10 protein-coding genes are annotated in these 12,413 nt (G+C 74.1%); 9 read left to right on the forward strand and 1 reads right to left on the reverse strand.

What is annotated here, in order from left to right:
* Positions 1–49: 49 nt before the first annotated feature.
* The 3 genes from ACZ6EM_RS07095 (at position 50) to ACZ6EM_RS07105 (ending at position 1,477) form a co-directional block, all read left to right on the forward strand.
* Entirely contained in the window at positions 50–322 is a 273-nt protein-coding gene (locus tag ACZ6EM_RS07095; protein ID WP_380541527.1) for a DUF4244 domain-containing protein, read from the forward strand.
* A gap of 73 nt (positions 323–395) precedes the next feature.
* On the forward strand, positions 396–956 hold the full coding sequence (locus ACZ6EM_RS07100) for a TadE family type IV pilus minor pilin (protein ID WP_452178791.1): 561 nt from the start codon (positions 396–398) through the stop codon (positions 954–956).
* Positions 944–1,477: an Rv3654c family TadE-like protein gene (locus ACZ6EM_RS07105; RefSeq protein WP_465771884.1), complete on the forward strand. Its 534-nt coding sequence runs from the start codon at positions 944–946 to the stop codon at positions 1,475–1,477. The genes ACZ6EM_RS07100 and ACZ6EM_RS07105 overlap by 13 nt, the downstream gene beginning before the upstream one ends.
* On the opposite strand, the gene ACZ6EM_RS07110 is transcribed toward ACZ6EM_RS07105, so the two are convergent.
* Entirely contained in the window at positions 1,472–3,937 is a 2,466-nt protein-coding gene (locus tag ACZ6EM_RS07110; RefSeq protein ID WP_452178793.1) for a DEAD/DEAH box helicase, read from the reverse strand. The two genes, ACZ6EM_RS07105 and ACZ6EM_RS07110, sit on opposite strands and share 6 nt — an antisense overlap.
* Before the next feature lie 222 nt (positions 3,938–4,159).
* Between ACZ6EM_RS07110 and bldG the strand changes: the two genes are divergently transcribed.
* The 6 genes from bldG (at position 4,160) to topA (ending at position 12,284) form a co-directional block, all read left to right on the forward strand.
* Positions 4,160–4,501: an anti-sigma factor antagonist BldG gene (gene bldG, locus ACZ6EM_RS07115; protein WP_049659132.1), complete on the forward strand. Its 342-nt coding sequence runs from the start codon at positions 4,160–4,162 to the stop codon at positions 4,499–4,501.
* A gap of 159 nt (positions 4,502–4,660) precedes the next feature.
* A complete protein-coding gene (locus tag ACZ6EM_RS07120) occupies positions 4,661–5,080 on the forward strand; it encodes an ATP-binding protein (RefSeq protein ID WP_401056055.1) in 420 nt (139 codons plus the stop codon).
* A 535-nt stretch (positions 5,081–5,615) separates the two neighbouring features.
* Positions 5,616–6,410: a hypothetical protein gene (locus ACZ6EM_RS07125; protein WP_465771885.1), complete on the forward strand. Its 795-nt coding sequence runs from the start codon at positions 5,616–5,618 to the stop codon at positions 6,408–6,410.
* 343 nt (positions 6,411–6,753) lie between these two features.
* On the forward strand, positions 6,754–8,286 hold the full coding sequence (locus ACZ6EM_RS07130) for a DUF7059 domain-containing protein (protein ID WP_465771886.1): 1,533 nt from the start codon (positions 6,754–6,756) through the stop codon (positions 8,284–8,286).
* A gap of 307 nt (positions 8,287–8,593) precedes the next feature.
* Positions 8,594–9,052, forward strand: a complete 459-nt coding sequence (locus tag ACZ6EM_RS07135; RefSeq protein WP_401054912.1) for a DUF3592 domain-containing protein — start codon at positions 8,594–8,596, stop codon at positions 9,050–9,052.
* Between the two features lie 346 nt (positions 9,053–9,398).
* On the forward strand, positions 9,399–12,284 hold the full coding sequence (topA, locus tag ACZ6EM_RS07140; protein ID WP_401054865.1) for a type I DNA topoisomerase: 2,886 nt from the start codon (positions 9,399–9,401) through the stop codon (positions 12,282–12,284).
* Positions 12,285–12,413 lie beyond the last annotated feature (129 nt).

The following is a 12,413-nucleotide window of genomic DNA, read 5'->3' on the forward strand; positions in this document are numbered from 1 at the left end:
AGAGCCGGATGCACGGACAACGACGGACGACGAACGACAGGAGGATCTCATGACCGCAGTGATCGCGATCGGGACCGGTACCGGGCGGTCGCTCCGCCCGCTGGCCGGGGCGTGGCGGCGGAGGAGCCGTCGGGCAGCCTGCCGGGTGCGCAGGGTGGCCCGGCTCCGGGGCCGCTCGGACGCCGGGATGACCACGGCCGAGTACGCCGTCGGGACGCTGGGCGCGTGCGCCCTCGCGGCCGGGTTGTACAAGGTGGTGACCAGCGAAGCCATCACGGGTGCGTTGACCGACATGCTGGTGCGGGCGCTCCATGCCACCTAGGACAGGCCGTCGAACTCCTGCCGGTCGGCCGGCAGGGGCCGGGAGGCCCCGGTGGGCAGGAGCACCCCGCGGGGTGGTCGTCGAACGCCGACGGTCCTCGGCCCGGCGGCCGGGAGGCGCTCCCGCCACCGCCGCGCGCGGCACGCTCCTCGACGCCGCCCCGCCCGCGCTCCCGGTGGGTGACAGGAGGCTGAGGACGGCTTCCGGCCGGGCCGGGGAGCGCGGCGCCGGCCGGGCATGGCCGCTGCGGCCGTGCGGCGACGCGGGCTTCGTCACCGCGGAGACGGCGGTGGCGCTGCCGGCGCTCGTCCTGCTCGCGGCGATGCTGATCTGGGGAGTGCTCGCGGCGTCCACGCAGATCCGCTGCGTGGACGCCGCCCGGGTCGGTGCCAGGGCGGCCGCACGCGGGGAGACGGACGCCGCCGAACTCGCCCGCGCGGCGGCACCGGCGGGCGCGCAGGTCCGGGTGGCCTTGGCGGCCGACACGGTGCGGGTCGAGGTGGAGGCGCCGTGCGCGGGGCCGGGAAGGCTCGGCGGGTTGCTCGCCGTCCGGCTCAGTGCGGCGGCCGTGGCGGCGCGGGAGGACGTCCTGGTGGCGGTCACGGCGGGAGGTGGTGGTCCATGGCCGTCCTGACCGGGCTGGGGGAGACGGCGGAGCGGGTGGCACGCGCCCGTGCGGCCCGAGCCGTCGCGGCGGGCGGGCGAGGGCCGGACGCCGGCTCCGCGACGGTCTGGCTGCTGGCCCTGGCGATGCTGGGAACGGCGGTGTTCGCCGGGACGATCGCGGTCGGCTCGGTGGTCGCCTCCCGGCACCGGGCCGAGTCGGCGGCCGACCTCGCGGCCCTCGCCGCGGCGGACCGGCTGCTGCTGGACCGGGACGGCGGTTGCGCCCGGGCCGCCGCGATCGCCGCCGCTCAGGGCGCCGGACTGGTGTCCTGTGCGGTCGACCGGTCGGCGGACGCCGTCGAGGTGGTGGCCGAGGTGGACGTCCGCGGGCTCCCGGCCCGACTGCCGGTCGGCCCGGCACGGGCGAGGGCCCGGGCCGGGCCGGTACGGGCCCCGGTCACCGGTCCCGAGGACGTGCCGGACGCCGGGCCGGTCGGGGATCCGAGCGAAGCTCCGAGCGGAGCCCCGAGTGCGGCGGCGGTCTCATGAACGGGCCGGCGCTCCACCGTCCGGTCCCGGGGCCGCCTCCGGCGCGCCTGGCGCCTCCGGACCGGCGCTCGTCTCCGAAGCATCCGAAGCGTCCGGAGTCTCCGGGCCGTCGGGCGCCTCCCGTCCGTCCTGCGTCTCCGCGGCTCCGGCGGCCCCGGCCAGCAGGACGTCCAGGAGCCGGACGGCGGCGGCCTTGTCCAGCGGGTCGTTCCCGTTGCCGCACTTGGGCGACTGGACGCAGGACGGGCAGCCGCGCTCGCACTCGCAGGAGGCGATCGCCGTCCGGGTGGCCGTCAGCCACTGGACCGCCCGCCGGAAGCCCCGTTCGGCGAAGCCGGCCCCGCCCGGATGGCCGTCGTAGACGAACACGGTCGGCAGGCCGGTGTCCGGGTGCAGCGGGACGGAGACGCCGCCGATGTCCCACCGGTCGCAGGTGGCGAACAGCGGCAGCAGTCCGATCGAGGCGTGCTCGGCGGCGTGGGCGGCGCCGGGCAACTGGTCGGGCGGGATGTCCGCGTCGAGCAGCTGGTCCTCGGTGACGGTCCACCAGACCGCGCGGGTGCGCAGCGTGCGGGGCGGCAGGTCGAGCTTGGTCTCGCCCATGATCTCCCCGGTGGAGATCCGCTTGCGGAGGTAGCCGACCACCTGGTTGACCACCTCCACCGAGCCGAAGCTGAGCCGGCCCTCGCCCCATTCCACGGTGGTGTCGGTGTCCAGGACGGAGACGGAGGTGATGTCGCGGGCGGCCGTGGTGTACGGCGGGTCGGCCGGTTCGACCAGGGCCACGGAGTTCTCCAGGTCGAACTCCCGGACCAGGTAGGTGCGGCCCTGGTGGAGGTGCACGGCCCCGGTGTGGACGCTGGTGTGGGCGGCCGCGGCGTCCACCGTGCCGAGCAGGCGGCCGGTGTCGGCCTCGACGATCTGAACCGGACGGCCGCCGCTGCCGCGCAGGTCCACCGCGTCGGCCGCGCGTTCGCGACGGGTCCAGTACCAGGAGCCGTCACTGCGCCGGCGCAGCAGGCCGCGCCGTTCCAGGACCGGGAGCAGCGGCGCGGTGGACGGCCCGAACAGTTCCAGGTCGGCATCGGTGAGCGGGAGTTCGGCTGCCGCCGCGCACAGGTGCGGGGCGAGCACGTGCGGGTTGTCGGGGTCGAGCACGGTGGCCTCGACGGGCGCCGCGAACAGCGCCTCCGGGTGGTGCACCAGGTAGGTGTCCAGCGGGTCGTCCCGGGCGATCAGCACGGCCAGCGCGCCCTGGGCCTCCCGGCCGGCCCGGCCCGCCTGCTGCCAGAGCGAGGCCCGGGTGCCGGGGTAGCCGGCCATCAGGACGGCGTCGAGGCCGGAGATGTCGACGCCCAGTTCGAGAGCGGAGGTGGAGGCGAGGCCGAGCAGTCGGCCGGTGTGCAGATCGCGTTCCAGGGCGCGGCGTTCGTCGGCGAGGTAGCCGCCGCGGTAGGCGGCCACCCGTCCGGCGAGCGGGCGGTCGAGCTGGTCCTGGGCCTGGAGCGCCACGAGCTCGGCGGCACGCCGGGAGCGGACGAAGACGACGGTGCGGATCTCCCGCTCGACCAGGTCGGTCAGCAGGTTCGCGGCCTCGGCGGTCGCGGTGCGGCGCACGGGCGCGCCGTGCTCGCCGACGTTCTCGGTGAGCGGCGGCTCCCAGAGGCCGAAGACCATCGGCCCGCGCGGCGAGGCGTCCTCGGTGACGGCGACGGCGGGCAGGCCGGTCAGCCGCCGGGCGGTCGCGGCCGGGTCGGCGGTGGTGGCGGAGGCCAGCAGGAAGGTGGGTGACGAGCCGTAACGGGCGCAGATGCGGCGCAGCCGTCGCAGCACCTGTGCGACGTGCGAGCCGAACACGCCCCGGTAGCTGTGGCATTCGTCGACGACCACGTAACGCAAGGCCTTGAGGAAGGAGGACCAGCGGGCGTGGCCGGGCAGGATGCCCCGGTGGAGCATGTCCGGGTTGGTGAGCACGTAGGAGGCGTACTGGCGGACCCACTCGCGCTCCTCGGTCGGGGTGTCGCCGTCGTACAGGGCGGCGCGGACCCTCGGCGGGGCGAGTTCGGCCGCCCGGCGGCGCTGGTCGGCGGCGAGCGCCTTGGTCGGAGCCAGGTAGAGCGCGGTGGCGCCGCGGCCGTTGCGGGCCTCGGTGCCGTCGAGGAGGTCGGTGAGCACCGGTGCCAGATAGCCCAGCGACTTGCCCGAGGCGGTGCCTGTGGCGATCACCACAGTCTGGCCGCTTTTGGCCAGATTCATCGCTTCTGCCTGGTGCGCCCACGGCTGTTCCACCCCGAGGGCGCGCGCCGCGGCCACGACCTCCGGACGGATCGAGTCCGGCCACGGTGAATAACGTGCAGGTCGGGCGGGAAGGTGCTCCGTATGGGTGAGCCGGTCGGACCGCCCCCGGCCGGTGGCCAGGGTCGTGAGCAGTGCCTCGGGCGGGCTGTGTCGGGGCGGCATGGGGACCCAGTGTGTCACCGGCGTGACGGAGAATCGTCGTAAGCCATCGTGCGGGCATGGCCGCAGGTGGTTGAATGTGGCCGTGACGGCCGTATGGCCGTGGGTCGCAGCGCTGAGGCTTGCCACGCGTTGGCGGGGCGCGCCCGGGCTCGCGACCATGCGGTGGCGGCCGTCCGGCCGAGGATCGCACATGACGTAGCAAGGCAAGGTGCTGGAGGTTCCGTGGACCTGTCCCTGTCGACCCGTTCAGTCGGCGATCGTACGGTCGTCGAGGTTGGCGGCGAGATCGATGTGTACACCGCCCCGAAGCTGCGGGAGCAGCTGGTCGAGCTCGTCAACGACGGCAAGTACCACCTCGTCGTCGACATGGAGGGCGTCGACTTCCTCGACTCGACCGGCCTCGGTGTGCTGGTCGGCGGTCTGAAGCGGGTGCGCGCCCACGAGGGCTCGCTGCGCCTCGTCTGCAACCAGGAGCGCATCCTGAAGATCTTCCGCATCACCGGCCTGACCAAGGTCTTCCCGATCCACACCTCGGTGGACGACGCGGTCAACGCGACCGACTGACGCGGCCGGGCCGGCCCGGGTGGCCGGCCCGCTCGTTTCCTCGCGTCCGGGAGCCCGGGTCCGTGCGGCCCGGTGCGTCCACGGACGCCCCTGGGCCGGTTCCGCCGGCCCGCAGGGGCCGGACCTCCGGCCCCGGTCGGAGCACCCCGAGGGGGAGAGATGGCAACCGTCGAACTTCGATTCAGCGCGCTTCCCGAGCATGTGCGGACGGCCCGACTGGTCGCCGCGGCCGTCGCCAGACGGGCCGGGGTCGACGAGTCGGTGCTCGACGAGGTCCGGCTCGCGGTCGGCGAGGCGTGCTCCCGCGCAGTCGGGCTGCACCAGCGCGGCGGCATCGGCGGCACGGTCCGGGTCGCGCTGACCGATCAGGAGAAGCGTTTCCTCATCGAGGTCGAGGACGAGGCCGGCGCCGCCGCCGTCCCGGCCTCCGGCGCCGCCGTGGGCGGCGACCCGGACGAGGACACCCTGGGCCTCGCCGTGATCACCGGCCTGGTCGAGGACCTGGAGGTCACCAACGGCACGGACGGTGGCCTGATCCGGATGAGCTGGCCGGTCTCGGTCCCCTCCGTCGCGGTCTGAGGCGCCGCCGGCGCCGCTTTCGCGCTTCCGCACGCCCGCGAGGGCTGGAGCCCGGCTCCCGGGCAGGGCGTCGACGCGTGGTTATCCCGGCGGTCGGCTGCTCCCGGACGACCGGGTCCACTCGTCGATCGGGCCTCGTCGCGATGGACGGCGTCCGGGTGGGTTCGCATCCCGTCACCCGGACGACCGGGCAGGCCGCCGGGACATCGGCAGCCGCCTCGACCTCCGAAGCGTTCCGGGCCGAGCTGCCGGTCGGCCGTCGGCGGGCACCCGGGGCGAGGAGGTCCGCGTCGGCATGCCCGTAGGCCGGCTGTGCGAGGACGCGCCCTCCTCTGCCGGCGCAGCAGCAGCGGCCGACCTCGCCCGTCGTTCCGCTCGACAGCGATCCCGTTCGGCAGCGATCCCGCATGACATCGAGCATCGGCACGGGCAGCGGGCGGCAGGCAGCGGGGGAGGGAAACCGGAAATCGGGGAACGGACACCGGCCGTGTAGGTTCGACGACCGATGACGACCGAAACCGAAAGGCTCCTCCCGGTGAACAAGCGACTGCTGGCCGTACCCGCCCTCGGCGTGCTGCTCGCGTTCGGTGCCGTCGGCTGTGGCGGCGACGACAACAACAGCAAGCAGCTGGAGTCCTGGGCGTCGACCGTCTGCGGCGCCGCCAAGGACCCGATCTCCCAGGCGCAGGCCGCGCTCGCCGACACCGGCCAGGTGAAGACCGGCGAAGTCCCCGCCGACCTCCAGAAGCGGCTCTCCACGGACATCGGGCGGCTGGCCAAGACCAACCAGGACATAGCCGCCGCCATCGACGGTGCCGGGGCGCCCAAGGTGCAGGACGGCGCGACCCTCCAGAAGGACACCGTCGACGAGCTGAAGAAGGCGGCCGACGGCTACGTCGAGGTCCAGAAGAAGCTGGACGCGCTGCCCAACACCGACCAGGCCAAGTTCGCCGACGGGCTGCGCAGCGTGGCCGACCAGGTGCAGCAGCTGGCCTCGCTCTCCACCCAGGCGCAGAGCAAGCTCCAGCGCGGCGATCTCGGCGCGGCGATGGCCAAGCAGGAGGGCTGCAAGCCGTCCCCGACCACCGCCCCGACCGGCGGTGCCACCGGTGGTGCCACCGGTGGTGCGGGTGCCGGCGCGAGCGGCACCCCGGCCCCGGGCGGTGCGGGAACGACCCCCGCCCCCGGCGCCACCGACACCCCGGGCGCCCCGGCCACCACCCCGGCGCCCGGCGCGACCGACAGTGCGAGCCCGGCCGCTGCCGGCGCGACCACCGCTCCGTCCGCCCCGGCCGGCACCCCGGCGAACCCCGCCCCCAGCGCGAGCTGAGCCCCCCGGCGGACCGCACGATCCGACGCGCCCGCCCCCGAAACCGGCCCGTCCCCGGCCCGGGACCGGCTGGTGAGGGGCGGCGCGTCGGTCATGACGAAGTCACGCGGGCCGGGGCGCCCTCGTGGAGCCGCCGGCGCTGCCCGCCGCCGACCCCGTGACCGCGAGCCGCCTCCGCGAGCCGCTGCGAGCCGCCGCCGGCCGCCGCTGTCGAACGACTCGGCGCCCCCGGCAGGGCGGCGCGCGGTGGCTCCCGGGGGCGTGCGTGGTGGTGCGGGCTTCCGTCCGATGGCCGCGGGACGCAGCGGCGGCCGCGGGGTGGGCGCCGGGGGACAATGGCGGGGTGATCAGTAGCCCCGTTCTCGACCCGACCCGCCTCGCCAAGTTCCGCGAGGCGCTGCTCGCCGCCTCGTTCACCGCCGACGGGTGCCTGGACCTGCTCGGGCCCATCGGCTATTCGGCGTTGGCCCGCAGCGAGGCGGTCCCGGCACTGCGGGCGACCCGCGGTGGCAGCCCGCTGGAGACGCTGGTGCGGCTGTTCCTGCTCCAGCAGCCGGTCCCGTACCGGGCGGCCGCCGCCGCGCTGCCGGTGGAGGACTGCCTGGCGGACGGCTGGCTGCGCCCCGACGGCGATCTGGTGCGCGCCACCGTCGACGTCCGGCCGTACGCCAACGAGGTGGCCGGGATGCCCAGTTCGGATGCCTGGGTGGTCTCCGACCTGGGCTGCGCGGTGGGCGGCGCGGGCGGCATCGGCTCCGGTGAGACCGCGCACGGGGTGGCCCGCAAGGACCTGGTGCTGGGCGTCGGCGGTGCCTCCACCACGCTGGCCAACATCACCGTGCGCCGTCCCGTCCGGGCCGCGCTGGACCTCGGTTCGGGCTCCGGTGTCCAGGCGCTGCACGCGGCCCGCCACGCCGGGACCGTCACCGCCACGGACCTCAATCCGCGCGCGCTGCGCTTCACCGAGCTGACCCTGGCACTGTCCGGTTTCGACAACACCGAGGTGTCCACCGGAAGCCTCTTCGAGCCGGTCGGGGAGCGGAAGTTCGACCTGATCGTCTCCAACCCGCCGTTCGTCATCTCGCCGGGCGGCCGGTTCACCTACCGCGACGGCGGCATGGCCGGGGACGACCTGTGCCGCAGCCTGGTCCGCTCGGCCGCCGACCACCTGGAGCCCGGCGGCTACTGCCAGCTCCTCGCCAACTGGCAGCACGTCAAGGGCGAGGACTGGCAGGAGAGGCTGGCCGGCTGGGTCGCGGGCACCGGCCTGGACGCCTGGGTCGTCCAGCGCGAGGTCCAGGACGTGGCCCAGTACGCCGAGTTGTGGCTGCGCGACGGCGGTGACCACCGCGGCCCCGGCGGCGACTACCAGGCCCGGTACGGCGAGTGGCTGGACGCCTTCGAGGCGGGCCGGGTCGAGGGCATCGGGATGGGCTGGATCACCCTGCGGGCGAGCGGCGCCGAGCGTCCGACCGTCCGGGTGGAGGAGTGGCCGCACCCGGTGGAGCAGCCGCTGGGCCCGCACATCGAGGCCTGGTTCGACCGGCAGGACTTCCTCCGCTCGCACGACGACGCGGGCCTGCTCGCGGCCCGCTACGTGCTGGCCGACGAGGTGGTCCAGGAGCAGGTCGGCGCGCCGGGCGCGGAGGACCCGGAGCACGTGATCCTGCGTCACAACCGGGGCATGCGGCGCGCCACCAAGGTGGACACCGTGGGCGCCGGGTTCGTCGGGGTCTGCGACGGGACGCTGTCGGCGGGCGAGATCGTGGACGCCATCGCGCAGCTGCTCGGCGAGGACCGGGTGGTCCTGCGGGACCGGGTGCCGGAGTCGCTGCGCCTGCTGACCGAGCAGGGGTTCATCGACCCGGTCCGCTGAGGCCCGACCCGGCGCGGCCCGACGCGTCCCGACCCGGCGCGTCCCGACGCGTCCCGGCGCGGCCCGGCCCGTCCCGACGCGTCCCGGCCCTCCGTGGCCGGATTCACCGTGCCCGGTTGCGCCGTGCCCGGTTGCGCCGTGCCCGGACCCCGGCCCTCCGTGACCGCACCCGCCGAGACCTGACCGGTTCACTCGCCCGTACCCCCTGGTTCGTCCGGCCGCCGCCGGGTGGCAGTCTCCCGTTGGCTCTCCACTGTGAAGCTCTGTCCACAGGCTGTGGACAGAGCTGGGGAGCCGGGGGCCAGGGGTGGACACGACGACGGCGATGGTGGGCGGGTCGGTGCTCGCCCTCTTCGGTGGCGTGCTGCTGCTCTGGTGCGCCGCCGAGGTGGGCTTGCGCCTGCGGGTGCGCCGCCGGGGGGCGGCGGCGTTGGCCACCGTGATGGCCGAGGACGACGTGCACGGCCAGCTGGACAGTGCTCCGCTGCTCTCCTTCTCGGTGCCGCCCTCGGTCGGCGGCGCCGGCGCGTGCGGGATCGCCGGGCTGGTCATCGCCCGTCCGCGGGGGCACACCCCGCTGCGCCGTCCGGACCGCTTCGCGCCCGGAGCCTCGGTGCGGATCTGTTACGACCCGCAGCGCCCGAGCCGGGTGGTGCTGGCCGCGGGCGAGGTCGGGCGGGCCGCCGTCGTGGACCTGCTGTGGAGCGTCCTGGGCATGGGCTGCCTGGCGGCGGGCGCCGGGCTCCTGGCCGTGGCCGGCGGCTGAGCCCCGCCCCCGCCTCGCTCCGCCCCGCCCCCGCCCCGCGAGAACCCGTCGATTTTCCGTTGACAGATCTTGAAATCCGTCATTCCATCCTCCGGAACCTGCCGAAGGCCCCCCTCCGCGGGGCGCGAACCTCCGTCATCGGGTTACCGTTCGAGTGGCGTCGGTGAGCCCGGCAAGTGAAAAAGCGGGATCCGTCCGTTTGACAAGGGTGGCCGGGGTACGGTCACACTCCGCTGGTGGGGGTGTCGTGCCGCGGCAGCCCCGGGGCGGTGGAGGGGTCGGGCGGAGTGCAGCCCGTGCTGCCGGCGCCGACCAGCCACATAAGGACCGGGAGAGAAGAGCGAAGGTGTCCCCGAGCAGCGAGACCGCGCACGGACAGCGACTCGTCATTGTCGAGTCGCCGGCCAAGGCGAAGACGATCAAGGGCTACCTGGGCCCCGGCTACATCGTCGAGGCGAGCGTCGGGCACATCCGCGACCTCCCCAGCACCGCGGCCGAGGTGCCGGACAAGTACACCGGCGAGGTGCGGCGCCTCGGGGTGGACGTCGACCATGACTTCGCGCCCATCTACGTGGTCAACGCGGACAAGAAGTCCCAGGTCAGCAAGTTGAAGTCGCTGCTCGCGGAGTCCGACGAGCTCTTCCTCGCCACCGATGAGGACCGCGAGGGCGAGGCCATCGCGTGGCACCTCCAGCAGGTGCTCAAGCCCAAGGTGCCGGTGCACCGCATGGTGTTCCACGAGATCACCAAGTCGGCGATCCAGGAGGCCGTGGCCAACCCGCGCGAGCTCAACCAGCGACTGGTCGACGCCCAGGAGACCCGCCGCATCCTCGACCGGCTGTACGGCTTCGAGGTCTCGCCGGTGCTGTGGAAGAAGGTCATGCCGAAGCTGTCGGCGGGCCGGGTGCAGTCCGTCGCCACCCGACTGGTGGTCGAGCGCGAGCGCGAGCGGATGGCCTTCCGCGCCGCTTCGTACTGGGACCTGGTCGGCACCTTCGGCACCGGCCGCACCCCGGCCGACGCCGCCAACCCGGAGACCTTCGGCGCCCGGCTGGCCTCCGTCGACGGCAAGCGGATCGCCAGCGGCCGCGACTTCGGCCAGGACGGCCGGCTGAAGGCCGCCAGCGCGAACACCCTGCACCTGGACGAGCAGGCGGCCCGTCAGCTGGCCGCCGCCCTGGAGCAGACGGCGTTCGGCGTCCGCAGCGTCGAGTCCAAGCCGTACCGCCGCTCGCCGTACGCGCCGTTCCGCACCACGACGCTCCAGCAGGAGGCCAGCCGCAAGCTGGGCTTCGGCGCCAAGCGGACCATGCAGGTGGCCCAGAAGCTGTACGAGAACGGCTTCATCACCTATATGCGTACCGACTCCACCACGCTGTCGGACACCGCGATCACCGCCGCCCGGGCCCAGGTCACCCAGCTGTACGGTGCGGACTACCTGCCGGACGCCCCGCGCACCTACGCCAGCAAGGTGAAGAACGCGCAGGAGGCGCACGAGGCCGTCCGCCCGTCCGGCGACCGTTTCCGCACCCCCGCCGAGACCGGCCTGACCGGTGACGACTTCAAGCTGTACGAGCTGATCTGGATGCGCACCGTCGCCTCCCAGATGAAGGACGCGGTCGGCCAGTCCGTCACCGTCCGGGTCGGCGGCACCTCCGCCGACGGCCGGGACGTCGAGTTCTCGGCCACCGGCAAGATCATCACCTTCCACGGCTTCCTCAAGGCCTACGTCGAGGGCGCCGACGACCCGAACGCGGAGCTCGACGACCGCGAGCGCCGGCTGCCGCAGGTCGTCCAGGGCGACCCGCTGGCCGCCGAGCGGATCACCCCGGAGGGCCACGCTACCAAGCCGCCGGCCCGCTACACCGAGGCCTCGCTGGTCAAGGAGCTGGAGGACCGGGAGATCGGCCGCCCCTCCACCTACGCGTCGATCATCGACACGATCATCCAGCGCCGGTACGTCTTCAAGAAGGGGACGGCGCTCGTCCCGTCCTTCCTCTCCTTCGCCGTGGTCAACCTGCTGGAGAAGCACTTCGGCCGACTGGTCGACTACGACTTCACCGCCAAGATGGAGGACGACCTCGACCGGATCGCCGCCGGTGAGGCGCAGTCCGTGCCGTGGCTGAAGCGCTTCTACTTCGGCGAGGGCGAGGGCCACGCCGCGGGCGGCGCCGCCGAGGCCGGCAACGGCGACGGCGACCACCTGGGCGGCCTGAAGGAACTGGTCACCGACCTCGGCGCGATCGACGCCCGGGAGATCAGCTCGTTCAGGGTCAGCGACGACATCACCCTGCGGGTCGGCCGCTACGGCCCGTACGTCGAGCGCGCCTCCACCGTCGAGGGCGAGCCGGGCCAGCGTGCCGACATCCCGGACGAGCTGCCGCCGGACGAGCTCACCGTCGAGCTGGCCGAGGAGCTGCTGGCCAAGCCCAGCGGCGACTTCGAGCTCGGCCCGGACCCGGTCGGCGGCAACATGCTGGTCGCCAAGGACGGCCGCTACGGCCCGTACGTGACCGAGATCCTGCCCGAGGGCACGCCGAAGACCGGCAAGAACGCGGTCAAGCCGCGCACCGCCTCGCTGTTCAAGACGATGTCGCTGGACACCGTCACGCTGGAGGACGCGCTGCGGCTGCTCTCGCTGCCCCGGGTGGTCGGCACCGACGCCGAGGGTGCGGAGATCACCGCGCAGAACGGCCGCTACGGCCCGTACCTCAAGCGCGGCACCGACTCCCGTTCGCTCACCAGCGAGGACCAGCTCTTCACGATCACCCTCGACGAGGCACTGGCGATCTACGCCCAGCCGAAGCAGCGCGGCCGGGCGGCCGCCGCCCCGCCGCTCAAGGAGCTGGGCAACGACCCGGTCAGCGAGCGCCCGGTGGTGGTCAAGGACGGCCGCTTCGGTCCGTACGTGACCGACGGCGAGACCAACGCCACGCTCCGCAAGGACGACGACGTCGAGACCATCACGCCGGAGCGCGGGTACGAGCTGCTCGCCGAGAAGCGGGCGCGCGGACCGGTGAAGAAGGCGGCGAAGAAGGCCCCGGCGAAGAAGGCCGCGGCCAAGAAGACGACCACCGCCAAGACCGCGGCGACCAAGACCGCGGCCGCGAAGAAGACCGCCGCGAAGAAGACCACCACCACCAAGACGGCGGCGGCGAAGAAGACGGCGGCCAAGAAGACCGCCACGAGCAGGACGGCGGCCGACAAGGCCTCGGCCACCGAAGAAGGCTGATCCCGGGTCATCGCGGCCGGGCCCGCACCCCCGATCCCGGGGGGCGGGCCCGAGGCCCGTCGGGTCTGTGCGGGGTACGTCACAACCCGGTGATGAGCACGATCCGGAAGCGCGTTCGCCACATTCCGG

The sequence above is a fragment of the Kitasatospora sp. NPDC041917 genome, assembly GCF_055589745.1.